15 protein-coding genes are annotated in these 13809 nt (G+C 73.4%); 3 read left to right on the forward strand and 12 right to left on the reverse strand.

What is annotated here, in order from left to right; all coding sequences use genetic code 11:
• Positions 1–74 precede the first annotated feature (74 nt).
• From K7854_RS00125 to K7854_RS00140, 4 genes are all read right to left on the reverse strand, one after another.
• Positions 75–764 carry a DUF899 domain-containing protein gene (locus K7854_RS00125; RefSeq protein ID WP_226024253.1) on the reverse strand — a complete coding sequence of 230 codons (690 nt, stop codon included), beginning with the start codon at positions 762–764 and terminating at the stop codon, positions 75–77.
• 151 nt (positions 765–915) lie between these two features.
• Positions 916–2340 carry an amidohydrolase gene (locus K7854_RS00130; RefSeq protein ID WP_226024254.1) on the reverse strand — a complete coding sequence of 475 codons (1425 nt, stop codon included), beginning with the start codon at positions 2338–2340 and terminating at the stop codon, positions 916–918.
• Positions 2340–4196 carry an FUSC family protein gene (locus K7854_RS00135; protein WP_226024255.1) on the reverse strand — a complete coding sequence of 619 codons (1857 nt, stop codon included), beginning with the start codon at positions 4194–4196 and terminating at the stop codon, positions 2340–2342. Before K7854_RS00135 ends, K7854_RS00130 begins: the two co-directional genes overlap by 1 nt.
• 225 nt (positions 4197–4421) lie before the next feature.
• Positions 4422–5201, reverse strand: coding sequence for a nucleotidyltransferase domain-containing protein (locus K7854_RS00140; RefSeq protein WP_226024256.1), 780 nt, complete (start codon positions 5199–5201; stop codon positions 4422–4424).
• A gap of 152 nt (positions 5202–5353) precedes the next feature.
• Here K7854_RS00140 and K7854_RS00145 point away from each other — a divergent pair, with 152 nt between their 5' ends.
• Positions 5354–5767: a RidA family protein gene (locus K7854_RS00145; RefSeq protein ID WP_226024257.1), complete on the forward strand. Its 414-nt coding sequence runs from the start codon at positions 5354–5356 to the stop codon at positions 5765–5767.
• 18 nt (positions 5768–5785) lie between these two features.
• Here K7854_RS00145 and pip read toward each other — a convergent pair whose 3' ends face one another.
• Both pip and K7854_RS00155 read right to left on the reverse strand, forming a co-directional pair.
• On the reverse strand, positions 5786–6745 hold the full coding sequence (gene pip, locus K7854_RS00150) for a prolyl aminopeptidase (protein WP_226024258.1): 960 nt from the start codon (positions 6743–6745) through the stop codon (positions 5786–5788).
• Positions 6746–6787: 42 nt separating this feature from the next.
• Entirely contained in the window at positions 6788–7513 is a 726-nt protein-coding gene (locus K7854_RS00155; RefSeq protein ID WP_226024259.1) for a uracil-DNA glycosylase, read from the reverse strand.
• 136 nt (positions 7514–7649) lie between these two features.
• On the opposite strand from K7854_RS00155, the gene K7854_RS00160 reads away from it, so the two are divergent.
• Positions 7650–8189 (forward strand): RNA-binding S4 domain-containing protein, encoded by a 540-nt coding sequence (locus tag K7854_RS00160; protein ID WP_226024260.1) that lies wholly within the window; start codon positions 7650–7652, stop codon positions 8187–8189.
• 27 nt (positions 8190–8216) lie between these two features.
• On the opposite strand, the gene K7854_RS00165 is transcribed toward K7854_RS00160, so the two are convergent.
• Positions 8217–8666 carry a DoxX family protein gene (locus K7854_RS00165; protein WP_226024261.1) on the reverse strand — a complete coding sequence of 150 codons (450 nt, stop codon included), beginning with the start codon at positions 8664–8666 and terminating at the stop codon, positions 8217–8219.
• Positions 8667–8800: 134 nt separating this feature from the next.
• Complete coding sequence (locus K7854_RS00170; RefSeq protein ID WP_226024262.1) at positions 8801–9487, reverse strand: class I SAM-dependent methyltransferase; 687 nt, start codon at positions 9485–9487, stop codon at positions 8801–8803.
• Positions 9488–9668: 181 nt separating this feature from the next.
• Here K7854_RS00170 and K7854_RS00175 point away from each other — a divergent pair, with 181 nt between their 5' ends.
• A complete protein-coding gene (locus K7854_RS00175; protein ID WP_226024263.1) occupies positions 9669–9926 on the forward strand; it encodes a DUF6343 family protein in 258 nt (85 codons plus the stop codon).
• A gap of 52 nt (positions 9927–9978) precedes the next feature.
• Here K7854_RS00175 and K7854_RS00180 read toward each other — a convergent pair whose 3' ends face one another.
• The 4 genes from K7854_RS00180 to rpsA form a co-directional block, all read right to left on the reverse strand.
• On the reverse strand, positions 9979–10359 hold the full coding sequence (locus tag K7854_RS00180; protein WP_226024264.1) for a tetratricopeptide repeat protein: 381 nt from the start codon (positions 10357–10359) through the stop codon (positions 9979–9981).
• A 49-nt stretch (positions 10360–10408) separates the two neighbouring features.
• Entirely contained in the window at positions 10409–11011 is a 603-nt protein-coding gene (gene coaE, locus K7854_RS00185) for a dephospho-CoA kinase (protein WP_226024265.1), read from the reverse strand.
• Positions 11012–11043: 32 nt separating this feature from the next.
• Positions 11044–11982 carry a PAC2 family protein gene (locus K7854_RS00190; RefSeq protein ID WP_226024266.1) on the reverse strand — a complete coding sequence of 313 codons (939 nt, stop codon included), beginning with the start codon at positions 11980–11982 and terminating at the stop codon, positions 11044–11046.
• 161 nt (positions 11983–12143) lie between these two features.
• Complete coding sequence (gene rpsA / locus K7854_RS00195; RefSeq protein ID WP_226024267.1) at positions 12144–13652, reverse strand: 30S ribosomal protein S1; 1509 nt, start codon at positions 13650–13652, stop codon at positions 12144–12146.
• Positions 13653–13809 lie beyond the last annotated feature (157 nt).

Genomic DNA, 13809 nt, shown 5'->3' on the forward strand with positions numbered 1-13809 from the left:
ACGTAGTTGACACCCGTTCACCGCAAAGTGTGAGCGGGGTCTCGGCCGTTCGGACGTTTCCGTGACCGAGCGTCTCAGTCCTCGTACTCGTCGTGATAACGCACTCTCCCACTGCCCGCGGGCGCACCGAGAGCCGACGCGCGCCCCTCGGGTTTCTCCCACGCCTCCCGCCGGCCGAGCGCGGTCAGGTCGAGGAGGCTGGTGGTCGAGCCGAGCCCGTCCAGGCCGCGCTCGTACGTCGAGTAGGTGTGGAAGACCCGGTCGCCATCCCGCAGGAAGCAGCTGAGCCCCGGCCGCTCCACCAGCTCGCCCTCGTGCTCCAGGGTCACCTCGAAGTCGGTGTTGAAGTCGCTGACGTAGGACGAGTACCAGGGCAGCGTCCAGCCCATCCGCGCCTTGAACGGCAGGATCCTCGGATACGGCGCCCGGGAGACGGCCGCGAACGACGTGCCGCGGGCCCTGAGGTGCGCGAGATGCCCGATCTGGTCCAGGAACGCCGAGCAGCTGCGGCAGCCGGCGTCCCACTCGGGCGCGAACATGAAGTGGTAGACGACGAGCTGCTCGCGGCCCTCGAAGAGGTCGAGCAGGGTGGCCTTGCCGTCACCGCCCTCGAACACGTACTCCTTGTCGACCTCCACCATCGGCAGCCCGCGCCGCTCGGCGTTGAGGGCGTCACGCGCGCGGGTGGCCGCCTTCTCCTTGGCCAGTAAGGCCTCGCGCGCCGCGCGCCAGTCCGCGCGGGTGACGATCTCGGGCAGCGACATGGCTCCAGCCTCCTGTGCGACATGCGTCGTGCTTCGGTCCGACGGCCGACGGTCCGCGGCGGGCGGGGCCGTCCAGTTGGTGACCGAAGGGCGGAGCGGAACTCATCGCTGCCCGGCAAGATTCTTTTCGGTATGCGCCTGACCAGGCGTTTCAGGTGTCGTACCGCTGGATGCGCCGGCCGTGCCCGCGGTCGGTCAGGGCGGGCAGCCGCTCCCCCAGCTCCCGCACCACCGCGGGCACGTCCAGGGTGAGCAGTTCCCGGTCCCGCATGAGGACGCGTCCGTCCACGATCGTCGTGCGCACGTCGGCGGCGCGCGCGCTGTGCACCAGGGTGGCGGCGAGGTCGTGCACGGGCTGGGTGTGCGGTCCGGTGAGGTCGACGAGGATCAGGTCCGCCCGCCGCCCCGGGGCGATGCGGCCCACCGCGTCCCCGAGCCCGACCGCCTGGGCGCTCTGCACGGTGGCGTGGTGGAGGGCCTGGCGGGAGGTCAGCCAGCGCGGGTCGCCCTCGGCGGACTTCTGGATCAGGGACGTGAGCGCCATCGACTCCCACACGTCCAGGGAGTTGTTGGACGCGGCACCGTCCGTGGCGAGGCCCACGGGGACGCCGGCCTCGCGCAGCGCGCGCACGGGCGTGGTGTCCGGCCAGGCGAACTTGAGGTAGCCGCGGGGCGCGGTCGCCACCGCGGTACGGCCGTCCGCGCGTGCGAGCAGCGGCAGGTCGCCCTCGGTGATGCCGGTGCCGTGGGCGATGAGCACGTCGGTGTCGAGGACGCCGGTGCGGGCCAGGACCTCGATGGGGGTGACCCCGTGCCGGGCGAGGCTGGCGTCGGTCTGTTCGCGGTTCTCGGCGGCGTGCAGGTGCACCGGCAGGCCGTGCTCGCGGGCGAGTTCCGCGGTCGCGGCGAGGTCGGCTTCGGTCACCGTGTAGGGGGCGTGCGGGGCGAGGGCGGTGGTGATCCGGCCGCCGGCGCCGTCCCGGCGGCGCAGCGCGAACTCCAGGGACGCCTCCCTGCCTTCGGACCCCTGCGAGGAGAAGTACGCCTGCCCCAGCTGCGCCCGCATCCCGCACCGGTCGACGACGGCGGCCACGGCGTCCATGTGGAAGTAGCTGTCCGCGAAGGTCGTCACCCCCGCCCGGATCATCTCGGCGCAGGCCAGCCGGGCACCCAGGGTCACGTCCCGCACGGTGAGGTTGGACTCGACGGGCCAGACGACGTCGTTGAACCACTCCTCGGTGGGCAGGTCCTCGGCGAGCCCGCGCAGGGCGGCCATCGGCGCGTGCGTGTGGCAGTTGATCAGGCCGGGCAGGGCGACCTGGCCGCGTGCGTCGATGCGGTCGGCGGCGGGCACGGCCGCCGCGGCGGCGGCGGTGGTCACGGACTCGACGACCCCGTCGCGTACGACGACGGCCGCGTCCGGCTCGAAGCCGATCCGCTCGCGGTCGTCGTGCACGAGGACGGTGCAGCCGGTGATGACGAGATCGGCGGGCTCGCGGGGCGCTGCCGGCTCGGGAGGTCCGGCGGGCTCTGCGGGCCCTGCGGAAGACGGGGGCGGGGCGGAGGAAGGCGTCATCACGCCAACGTACGGGGCCGGCCCACGCGCCCGCGCCGCTCGGCGAGTTCGTCCCGCAGGGCGGCGAGCCGTTCGGTGTGGTGGGCGGTCAGCCGCCCGGTGTCGTCGAGGTGCACGGCGCACGCGGTGGTGGTGTCGACGAGCCGTTCGAGAACGGCGGCCACCTCGTCGGTGCCCTCGGAGTGCCGGGCGACGGCGGGCAGTTCGGCGGCGGCGCGGGCGATCGCGGCGCGGGCCTCGGCGAGCGTGCGGTACGCCTCCCGGCGCAGCGTCCACCGTGTGGCCCGGTCGTCGGACTCGCCCAGTACGTGCGTGAGGTAGGCGTGTGCGGCGGCGTCGGCGGCGTCGATGCCCGCCCGGACGCCGGCGCCCCACTGCCCCGGCATCGGCAGGTGCCCGGCCACCAGCACGATCGCGCAGGCCAGCAGCGTCTCCCCGATCCGGCCCGCGGAGGCGGGCGGTTCGCCGCCGACCATGACCAGCGCGAGGACGAGGACGGTGACGACGGTGGTCTGGGCGGCGAAGTGCCGCGCGGCGACCGGCACCAGCGCCCCGCAGACGGCGACCAGGGCGACGAGTCCCTCCGGCCGCGGCAGCACGGCCGCGAAGGCGGCGAACAGCAGCGCCCCGAGCACCGTCCCGGCCGCCCGGCACAGCACCCGGGACACCAGCGGACCGAGGTCGGGCTTGACCAGGAAGACGGCGGTGGCGGGCAGCCAGTACCAGTGCTGGTGGGAGCCGTACCAGTGACCGTGGTGCAGTGCCTGGGCGACGGCGGCACTGGCGCCGAAGCACAGCCCGACCCGCAGCCCGTACTCCCGCCCGCCCGGGCCGAGCACGGCGCGCGCCACGGAGCGGGGCGATCGCCTCCGCACGTGCAGGTCGGGACCCCTGCCCCGGTCGAAGGCCGCCGCCGCGTGCAGGACGGCGTCGTCCAGGGCGCGCAGGGCGGGATCGGTCCGGCCGGGCGCGGGCAGCGGCCCGGCGTGGGTGTTGCCGCGGACGGCGGCCGCGAGCCGCCGGGGCCCCTCGGCGGCCCGCGCGGGCACCGTCCGCTCCGCCCACGCGAGCGCGGTCGCGGCCTCGCCGAGGGGCAGCGCGGCGGCGTACTGGGCGTGCAGCCGGCGCTCGGCCGCGGTGGCGGCACGGCGCCGCAGCCGGGGTCCGGCGAGCGCGTCCTGCGCGTGGTCCAGGGCTGCGGTGAGCGCGGCCCGGCGGGCCACCGCGTGCTGTGTGCCGACGGCTTCGAGCAGTGCGGCGACGGCCTCGTAGACGTCGGCGACGGCGGCCCGTTCCCCGTCGAAGCGGAAGTCGAGACGGAGTTCGCCGGTGCGCGAGGTGGGCGTGGGCAGGAGCAGCCGCAGCAGGAGCAGCCATCCTGCGCCGGCGAGGAAGGCGAGCACGCGCTGCCATCCGGGGTCGGGCAGCGGCATCCCGGCGCCCACGGCCGCGGTGACCAGCAGCTGCGTCCCCGCCCCGGACGCCACCGGCCCGACGGCGCTGACCCCTCCGGCGACCAGCCCGAGCCCGGTCAGCACCAGGGTCAGCGCCACGGCTGGGAGATGCTGCCCGGCGTACGTCCCGACGAGCAGGCCGGCCGCGCCCGCGAGCGCCGGTACGCCGATCCGGCGCACGGCGGCACGGCGGCTGCCCGGCCGGTCGTTGATGCCGGCCAGCATCGCGGCGATCGCGGCGAGGACCCCGAGGGAGGCCCGCCCGGCGGCCAGGGCCACGATCAGCAGCGGCCCGCCGGCCAGCGCGCCCCGGACCATCGCGTTCCAGGGCACAGGTCCGCGCTGCGCGTTCAGGGCGTGGCCGAGCCAGGGCGGGAGCGTGCGGGCGGCGGTGCGGAACACGGGGTGCGGGGCTCCTGTCGTCCGGTCGAGGGCGGTGGTGAGCCTTCGGGCGACGGTGGCCGGGCTGGTGGTGCGGTGCGGTGCAATGCGGTGCGGTGCGCTGTCAAGCGTACGACGGGTTTTCGAAGGGGCGGAGACGGGCCTGTTTCGGGCAGGTGAAGGCCGTTGAGCGGCACGGCACGGCGCGCCAGGCGCACCAGGCGCACCACGGCGCCCGTGGCGCACTCAGCGGCGGGCGGCCTCGATGGCGTCGTGCAGCAGTGCCCCGGCGCGCGTCACCGAGTCCGCCAGGGCCGGCGGCTCCGGCGTCAGGCCGGCGAGCAGCGCGTCGATCCCGCTCAGCCCGGCCCGTTCGACCAGGCCCTTCTCGTTGGTGACCCACTCCCCCCGGGCCGCCAGCACCGCGTGCGCCGTCTGGGTCGTGGCCAGGGCGAGGGCGCCGGCGACCTGGGTGAGGGCGCCCTTGGGGGCGTGACCGGCCTCGGCGTAGGCGAGGGTGGCGGTGGCCGCGCCGTACCAGCGTTCGGGCGCGGTGGTGCGCAGGGCTTCCGGATAGGCGGGGCGGGGCAGCTCGCCGCGCAGCACCCGGTTGATCGCCAGCTCGGCGACCACGAGGTAGGTCGGGATGCCCGCCAGGTGGAACATCAGCGGCTGCACGCCGAAGCGGCCCGCCTCCGCCTCCGTCACCTCGTGCTCGACCGTGTCGAGATCGCGGTAGTGCACGTCGACCCGGCGTTCGTCGATCGTCAGCCAGGCGCCCCCGTTGAACACTCCGCCGCCCCAGGCGCCGATCTCCGAGACCTCGCCCGGCCAGCCGACGGCCCGCAGGTCCGCCGGGTCGAAGGCGCCCCGGTAGTAGACCGCCAGGTCCCAGTCGCTGTCCGGCCGGTGCGTGCCCCGCGCCCGGGATCCGCCGAGGGTGACCGCACGGACCGCGGGCAGGGCGGCGAGCCGGTCGGCCGTGGTGTCGAGGAAGGCCTGGTCCGTGAGGGTGGGTGTGGGCACGGGTGCGGGCTCCTGACGTGCGGGCGGACGGGTGTGGCCGACTCCGGGGAGCCTAGGCGGCCGGGGTGCGGGCCGCGAACGAAATTCGGGTGCGCCGGGCGGGCGGAGAACGGACGATCAGGAGGCAGCCCGTCCGTCCTCCAGGAGTCCCCGTGATCCAGCGCCTCACCGTGCCCGGTCTCTTCCCGCCGCCCGTCTACTCCCACGCCTCGGTCGTGGAGGCCGGGACCAGGCTCGCGTTCCTCGCCGGTTCCGTCCCGCTCGACGCGGAGGGGAAGCTGGTCGGCGAGGGCGATCCGGTCCGGCAGGCCGAGCAGGTGATCGCGAACCTCACCGAGCAGCTGCGTGCCGTCGGGAGCGGGCTGGAGCACGTGCTGTCGACCGACGTGTACGTGGTGAGCGCCGAGACCGCCGCGCTGTCCGCCGTCTGGGAGGTCGTCGAGGCCTCCGGGCTCAGCGCCGGTCCGCACTCCTCGACCCTGCTCGGGGTGAGCTGCCTCGGCTACCCGGGACAGCTGGTGGAGATCACCGCGACCGCGGCCGTGCCGGACGGCGGCCGGCCGTGAGTCCTTGACCCACCGGCGTCATACACGCGCGTACTTGTCCGTCGCGGCCAGCAGGGCCTCGTCGCCCGTTGTCCCGGCGTCGTGCCCGGCCTCGTCCACGATCACCAGCTCGCTGTCCGGCCATGCGTGGTGGAGCCGCCAGACGATGCCGAGCAGGTTGCCGAAGTCGAGGCTGCCCTGGACCAGGGTGCCGGGGATGCCCTTCAGCAGGTGCGCGTCCCTGAGGACCACGCCCGCGTCGTTGCCGTCGCCGAGGAAGTGGTCGTTGCCCCAGTAGTGGGTGACGGTACGGGCGAAGCCCATGCGGAACTCCGGGTCCTGGAACCGGGCGACCGAGCCGGGCGGTGCCGGGATCGTCGCCGTCTCCCAGTCGGTCCAGGCCCGCGCGGCCCGCTCGCGCACCGCGGCGTCCGGCGACTCCAGCAGGCGGTTGTAGGCGGCGGCCAGGTTGCCGTCGCGTTCCTGCGGGGGCAGCTCGGCGAGGAACCGCTCGTGCGCCTCCGGGAAGACGTGTCCCAGCCCGCGGGTCAGGAGGGCCACTTCGGCGTTGGACCCGGTGGCGACCCCGGTCAGCACCAGCTCGGTCACCACTCCGGGGTGCGTCTGCGCGTAGCGCAGGCCCAGGACGGAGCCCCACGACACGCCCCACACCAGCCAGCGCTCGATGCCCAGGTGGACGCGCAGCCGCTCCAGGTCCGCCATGACGTGGGCGGTCGTGTTGACGCTCATGTCGGTGCCGGGTTCGCTCGCGCGGGGCCGTGACCGCCCGGCGCCCCGCTGGTCGAGGAGGACGATCCGGTAGGCGGCGGGGTCGAAGTAGCGCCTCAGGCCCGGACTGGCCCGGCTGCCGGGTCCGCCGTGCAGCACCAGCGCGGGCTTGCCGTGCGGGTTTCCGCAGGTTTCCCAGTACACGTGGTTGCCGTCGCCGACGTCGAGCATGCCGTGGTCGTACGGTTCGGTCTCCGGATACAGGCCCATCGGAGCACCGTAGCCGCGTCGGCGCGGCACACTCATCCCCTTTTACGGGGCGGGCCTGCGGGTGGGCAGCCCCGCCGTGTCCGCCGCCGTGCGCAGCACGTCGCGCAGCATCTCGGGGGTGAGCCGGCCGGTGAAGGTGTTGCGCTGGCTGACGTGGAAGCAGCCGAACAGGTGCAGGCCCGGCCCGTCGGCGGCGTCCAGGGTCACCTGCCCGCCGTGGGCGAAGGCCGGACGGGGACGGGGCACGGTCCAGCCCGCCGCGGCGAACGCGGGCAGCGCGGCCTGCCAGCCGAAGGCACCGAGGACCACCACCGCCCGCAGCGTCGGCCGCAGCAGCCCCAGCTCCTGGACGAGCCAGGAACGGCAGGTGTCCCGTTCGGCCGGGGTGGGCTTGTTGGCGGGCGGTGCGCAGTGCACCGGCGAGGTGATGCGCACGCCGTACAGCTCCATGCCGTCGTCCACGCTGACCGCGGTGGGCTGCGAGGCGAGGCCGACGTCGTACAGCGCCCGGTACAGGACGTCTCCGGAGCGGTCGCCGGTGAACATCCGCCCGGTGCGGTTGCCGCCGTGGGCCGCGGGGGCCAGCCCGACGATCAGCAGCCGGGCGTCCGGCGGGCCGAAGCCGGGCACCGGCCTGCCCCAGTACGTCCAGTCGGCGAAGGCGGCCCGCTTGGTGCGGGCGACCTCCTCCCGCCACTCGACCAGCCTCGGGCAGGCCCGGCATCCCGCGATGCGCTCGTCGAGTACGCAGAGGCCACCGGTGTCCATGCGTCCACCGTAGGACCCCGGCAGGCGTGTGCGGGACGCGCGGGGCTTCCCGGGGCTCGGTGCGGCCCGTCGGCGGGGTCGGCAGGCCACCGAAATTGCGGTCCGCTCCGCCGGGCCGGGCGGTTAGGGTCGGACCATGGCTTCCGAGCATGACGAGGGCGGGAGCGGCCGGGCGGCCGCCCCGCAGGACGGCCCCGCTGCCGCGGCCGGGGCACCGGACCCGAAGACGGCGGCGGCGATCGCCGCCGCCGAGGCGGCCGGGCCAAAGAACGGCGAGAGCGTCCGCGTGGACAGCTGGATCTGGGCCGTCCGCCTGATCAAGACCCGCTCCCTGGGCGCGACCGCCTGCCGCGGCGGCCATGTCAGGGTGAACGGCGAGCGGGTGAAGCCCGCCCACTCGCTCCGCGTCGGCGACGAGGTGCGGCTGCGGCAGGAGGGCCGGGAACGGATCGTCGTCGTGAAGCGGCTGATCCGCAAGCGCGTCGGTGCGCCGGTCGCCGTCCAGTGCTACGTCGACAACTCCCCGCCGCCCCCGCCCCGCGAGGCCGTCGCCCCGGCCGGGATCCGCGACCGGGGCGCCGGGCGCCCGACCAAGCGGGACCGCCGCGAGATGGACCGGCTGCGCGGGCTGCAGGGCCTGAGCAGCTCCCGCAGGGACGCCGGGACCAGGCCCTGAGCTGGCCGCGGGCGGGGCGACATTCGATCAGCCGCGCCGGACCCGGTCGCCCACCAGCCGGCGCAGCTCCTCGTTGTGGCCGCGCCGGGCCCGAGCGATGACGACGAGCAGCACCAGCAGCACGAGCGGCGTCGCCGCGTTCTCACCGTCGAAATAGGTGAGCTGGACGACGAACGCGCCCACCATCAGCGCGCTCAGCGCCGTCGCCGCCACCGACTGGAGCACCGGGACGACCAGGGCGACCGCTCCCGCCAGCTCCAGGACGCCGATCGCGTACATGCCGGCGTCGCCCCAGCCCATCTCGGCGAAGGTGTCGGCCGCCGAGGAGTGACCGATCAGCTTGGGCAGGGCGCTCGCCAGGGCGAAGAACAGGGCGAGGAGCACCTGCACCGCGCGCAGGGCGACACGGCGGAGGCCACGCCCGCGGGCGGGCACGGCCGGCACGGCGGGGGCGGGGGACGCGGTGGTTTCGGGCATGGCGGTCTCCTGAGCTGGGCGGTCCGTGCTGATGTCGGGGATACAGACCGCTCGCCGCCGCGAAACTCATCGCCGGACCGGGCCCCTGCCGCCACGAAGATGCCCGCGCCGGCCGGTACCGCCGCGGCAGGCCGCTACCCCTGCCGCACGGGCACGGCCCTCACCCACGTCCCGTCCTCGGTGAGATACCGGTCCACCGCCAGTCCCGCCTCCCCCAGCGCCTCCTCGAACTGCTCCCGGGTCAGCGGGCGGGCCCGGAAGGTCTGGGTCCACACGGCGTCCGGGAACTCGTACTCCGCCCGGACCGCGTTGACGCCGTCACCCACCGGGTCCGCCGACAGGATCCGGACGGTGAAGCCGCTGGGATCCACCCGCTCACGCGGCAGGTTCGTGTGGTAGTCCGCCCCTTCCCGCTGGATCAGGACGCAGCCGTCCTCCTCGACGTGCCTGGCACACGTGCGCAGCAGGCCACGCCGCACCTCCACGTCCCCGGTGTGCACGAGGAACGACGCCAGCATCACCGCGTCGAAGCGCTCGCCGAGGTCGAGGTCCTCGATCGGGCTGCATATCGTGCGCGCCCCGCGCACGCGCTCCAGCATCTCGGCGGACTCGTCCACCGCGGTGACCGCGTACCCCCGCTCCAGCAGCGGGTGGGTCATCCGCCCCACGCCGCTGCCCAGCTCCAGTATCCGCGCGCCCTCCGGCACGGCGGCGGCGACGATGTCCGGCTCGGCTCCGGCGGGCAGCCGCGCATAGAGCTCGACCGCGCAGCCGTCCGGGGTGATGGCTCCGGGTCCTGTCCCCTGGTGTCCCTCTCGCATTCTCAGCTCCATGCCAGTCCAACGGCCCGCGCCCGCACAGCCGTTCCCCCTTCGCACGGGTTCACCCGACCGAGTGAACGCGCCCGTTCCAGGGAGGCGACCGGTCCGGCGGTGCGACTCGCTTCGCCGCGCGCGGCCCGTCGCAGTACGTTCGATACAGGAGCACAGGAGTGATGATCCGATGCGTACGGGCAGTGAACCGGCCACCGCGCGCAGTGCCCTGCGGGCGCGGTTCTGGCTGAGTCTGTGGGGGCTGGTCTGGGCCGTCTTCGGCACGGCCGCCTTCGCGCTCACCGGGCGGTTCGGCTGGGCGCTCGCCTGCGGTGTGCTGTGGCTGGTCATCACGGTCGACCTCACCGTGATCCTCCGGCACATCCGCCAGGGCCCGCACTACCAGCCGGGCCGCAGCATCCCGCCGTACCCGCCGCCGAGACGCTGACCCCGGTGCCCGGGCCGGCGGAGCCGACCGGAAGCCCGCCGGGAGCCGACGGTCAGGAGTCGAAGCGCGCCTGCTGCAGGTACTCCGGGTTCGGATCGAGCGCCGCCGCCAGCCGGAAGTGGCGCCTGGCCTGGTCCGGGCAGCCCCGGCGTTCGTAGGTGCGGGCGAGGGCGAAGTGCGCGAAGGCGTTGTCCGGCTCGCGCTCCAGGACGATCGTGAACTCCAGCTCGGCCGGTCGCAGCTGCGCCGCCGCGAAGAAGGCACGCGCCCGCAGCAGCCGGGCCGCGGTGTTCTCGGGATGGGCGCCGATGACGCCGTCGAGCAGTTTCACCGCGCCGCGCGGGTCCCGCGCCGCGAGCAGTTGCTCGGCGGCACGGAAGTCGATGACGTCCGTCTCCGGAGTACGTCCGGTCGGACCGCTTGTCTCGGGCACGGCAGAGTCCTTCCCTCGCTGGGACGGATCAACGCACGCGCCGGATCCGCTATTCCGTGTGCGCCCTGCGCACCAGTTCGTCCCAGACCTCCTTGACGCGCCGCCGCAGCTCCTCCAGCGGTACGTCGTTGTCCACGACCACGTCCGCGATCTGCCGGCGCTGCTCGCGCGTCGCCTGGGCGGCCATGCGGGCCCGGGCGTCCTGCTCGGTCATGCCGCGCAGCCGCACCAGCCGGTCGAGCTGGGTGGCCGGGTCGGCGTCCACGACGACCACGAGGTCGTACAGCGGCGCCAGGCCGTTCTCCGTGAGCAGGGGGACGTCGTGGACGACGACGGCGTCCTCGGCGGCGGCCTCTTCCAGGGCGCGGGAGCGCTCACCGACCAGGGGGTGCACGATGCCGTTCAGGACGGCCAGCTTCTCCGGGTCGGCGAACACGATCGCGCCCAGTTTCGGCCGGTCCAGAGCGCCGTCCTCGGTGAGGACGTCCTCGCCGAAGGCCGCCACGACCGCGGCGAGTCCCGGTGTGCCGGGGGCGACGACCTCGCGCGCGATCCGGTCGGCGTCGATCAGTACGGCGCCGTGTTCGACGAGGAGCCGGGACACCTCGCTCTTGCCCGCGCCGATCCCGCCGGTCAAGCCTACTTTCAGCATGGGCGGAAGCTTAGGGGGTGCCGCTCACGCCGTCAGTTGTCGCCCTCCCGCTCGGCGAGGAACCGTTCGAACTCGCGGCCGATCTCGTCCGCCGAGGGAATCTCGACGGGCTCGGCGAGCATGTTGCCCCGGGTCTCGGCACCGGCGGCCGCGTCGTACTGGTGCTCCAGGCCCTGGACGAGGGCGGTGAGCTCCTCGTCGCCCTCCTGGATCTGCCGGTCGATCTCCGTCTGGGTGCGGTGGGCGTCCGTGCGCAGGCTGTGCGCGATGCCGGGCAGGACCAGTCCGGTCGCCGCGGTGATCGCCTCCAGGACGGTCAGCGCCGCGTCCGGATAGGCGGAGCGGGCGATGTAGTGCGGGACGTGCGCGGCGACACCGAGCACGTCGTGGCCGGCCTGCGCGAGCCGGTACTCGACCAGCGCCTCCGCGCTGCCGGGGACCTGCGCCTCCTCGAAGGGGCTGCGGTGGCCGGGCACCAGGTCGGTGCGGGTGCCGTGCGGGGTGATGCCGACGGGGCGGGTGTGCGGCACGCCCATCGGGATGCCGTGGAAGCTCACCGAGAGGCGGACGCCGAGCCGCTCCACGATCTGCCGTACGGCGGCGGCGAAGCGCTCCCACTCGACGTCCGGCTCGGGGCCCGACAGAAGCAGGAAGGGGGCCCCGGTGGCGTCCTGGACGAGCCGCACCTCGATGGTGGGCTCCTCGTAGTCCGTCCAGGTGTCCCGCTTGAAGGTCAGCAGCGGCCGGCGCGCGCGGTAGTCCACGAGCCGGTCGTGGTCGAAGCGGGCGACGACCTGGTGGGGCAGCGCGTCGAGCACCTGGTCGACGATCTGGTCGCCGGTCTCCCCGGCGTCGATGTATCCGTCGAAGTGGTACAGCATGACCAGTCCGGCCGACTCCTGGGCGAGTGCCATGTCGACGACGGCAAGGCCCTTCGGCTCCCAGGCGTACAAATCCTGCGGATCAAGCACAGTGACCGCTCCCCTCCTCGTGTTCACATGTCACAACGCCCTTGCGGGGTGGGGCATTCCCGGGGAGACACACCGAAGGGGCCGCACCTCGGAAGGTGCGGCCCCTCGGTCAACCGCTGTACGTCAACCGCTGAGGGTCAACGGCCGGTGTGTGCAGAGCTTCAGCTCTGGCCGCCGGCGAGCTTCTCGCGCAGCGCGGCCAGCGCCTCGTCCGACGCCAGGGCGCCGGAGTTGTCGCCGCCCTCGGAGGAGTAGGAACCGCCGCCACCGCCACCGGACGCGGCCTGGGCCGTGCCCGCGGTGTCGCCACCCTCGGCAGCGGCCTTCTCGTCCGCCTCGCGGGACTTGATGACCTGCGCCTGGTGCTGCTCGAAGCGCTGCTGCGCCTCGGCGTACTGGGTCTCCCAGGCCTCGCGCTGGGTCTCGTAGCCCTCGAGCCAGTCGTTGGTCTCGGGGTCGAAGCCCTCGGGGTAGATGTAGTTGCCCTGGTCGTCGTAGGACGCGGCCATGCCGTACAGGGTCGGGTCGAACTCGACCGCCGACGGGTCGGCACCGAAGGCCTCGTTGGCCTGCTTCAGCGAGAGGCTGATGCGGCGGCGCTCGAGGTCGATGTCGATGACCTTGACGAAGATCTCGTCGTTGACCTGGACGACCTGCTCCGGGATCTCCACGTGGCGCTCGGCCAGCTCGGAGATGTGGACCAGACCCTCGATGCCCTCGTCCACGCGGACGAACGCACCGAACGGCACCAGCTTCGTGACCTTGCCGGGCACGACCTGGCCGATCTGGTGGGTGCGGGCGAACTGCTGCCACGGGTCTTCCTGGGTCGCCTTCAGCGACAGGGAGACGCGCTCGCGGTCCATGTCGACGTCGAGGACCTCGACGGTGACCTCCTGGCCGACCTCGACGACCTCGGACGGGTGGTCGATGTGCTTCCAGGACAGCTCGGAGACGTGGACCAGACCGTCGACGCCACCCAGGTCCACGAAGGCACCGAAGTTGACGATCGAGGAGACGACGCCGGACCGCACCTGACCCTTCTGGAGGGTGGTGAGGAAGGTCTGGCGGACCTCGGACTGGGTCTGCTCCAGCCAGGCACGGCGGGACAGGACCACGTTGTTGCGGTTCTTGTCCAGCTCGATGATCTTCGCCTCGAGCTCCTTGCCCACGTAGGGCTGGAGGTCGCGGACGCGGCGCATCTCGACCAGGGAGGCCGGGAGGAAGCCGCGGAGGCCGATGTCGAGGATGAGACCACCCTTGACGACCTCGATGACGGTACCGGTGACGATGCCGTCCTCTTCCTTGATCTTCTCGATGGTGCCCCAGGCACGCTCGTACTGGGCGCGCTTCTTCGAGAGGATCAGGCGGCCTTCCTTGTCCTCCTTCTGGAGGACGAGGGCCTCGATCTCGTCACCGACGGCGACGACCTCGTTGGGGTCGACGTCGTGCTTGATCGAGAGCTCGCGGCTCGGGATGACACCTTCGGTCTTGTAACCGATGTCGAGCAGGACCTCGTCCCGGTCGACCTTCACGATGACGCCGTCGACGATGTCGCCGTCGTTGAAGTACTTGATCGTCTCGTCGATCGCGGCGAGGAAGGCTTCCTCGTTACCGATGTCGTTGACCGCAACCTGCGGGGTGGTGGCGGTGGTCTCGGTGCTGCTCGTCATGTGGGAAAGGGCTCCGGTACGGACATTGAAGTCGTAGGTACTGCTTACGCCGGGAGCCCGTTTCGCTCTGCAGAAGCCGGACAGCCAAGTAAGCGTCACCGAAAATCGCTGGTGACGCCTCGAGAACCGAGGGGACATACAACAGATGCGAGCGCGA

This window comes from Streptomyces hyderabadensis (assembly GCF_020404845.1).
GTDB lineage: Bacteria > Actinomycetota > Actinomycetes > Streptomycetales > Streptomycetaceae > Streptomyces > Streptomyces hyderabadensis.

Bases quoted from the DNA above. Each gene is read 5' to 3' on its own strand.
- K7854_RS00130 (WP_226024254.1), bottom strand. From the start codon at position 2,340: ATGACGCCTTCCTCCGCCCCGCCCCCGTCTTCCGCAGGGCCCGCAGAG.
- pip (WP_226024258.1), bottom strand. From the start codon at position 6,745: ATGGGCCTGTATCCGGAGACCGAACCGTACGACCACGGCATGCTCGAC.
- K7854_RS00125 (WP_226024253.1), bottom strand. From the start codon at position 764: ATGTCGCTGCCCGAGATCGTCACCCGCGCGGACTGGCGCGCGGCGCGC.
- K7854_RS00160 (WP_226024260.1), top strand. From the start codon at position 7,650: ATGGCTTCCGAGCATGACGAGGGCGGGAGCGGCCGGGCGGCCGCCCCG.
- rpsA (WP_226024267.1), bottom strand. From the start codon at position 13,652: ATGACGAGCAGCACCGAGACCACCGCCACCACCCCGCAGGTTGCGGTC.
- K7854_RS00170 (WP_226024262.1), bottom strand. From the start codon at position 9,487: ATGCGAGAGGGACACCAGGGGACAGGACCCGGAGCCATCACCCCGGAC.
- K7854_RS00165 (WP_226024261.1), bottom strand. From the start codon at position 8,666: ATGCCCGAAACCACCGCGTCCCCCGCCCCCGCCGTGCCGGCCGTGCCC.
- K7854_RS00175 (WP_226024263.1), top strand. From the start codon at position 9,669: ATGCGTACGGGCAGTGAACCGGCCACCGCGCGCAGTGCCCTGCGGGCG.
- K7854_RS00155 (WP_226024259.1), bottom strand. From the start codon at position 7,513: ATGGACACCGGTGGCCTCTGCGTACTCGACGAGCGCATCGCGGGATGC.
- coaE (WP_226024265.1), bottom strand. From the start codon at position 11,011: ATGCTGAAAGTAGGCTTGACCGGCGGGATCGGCGCGGGCAAGAGCGAG.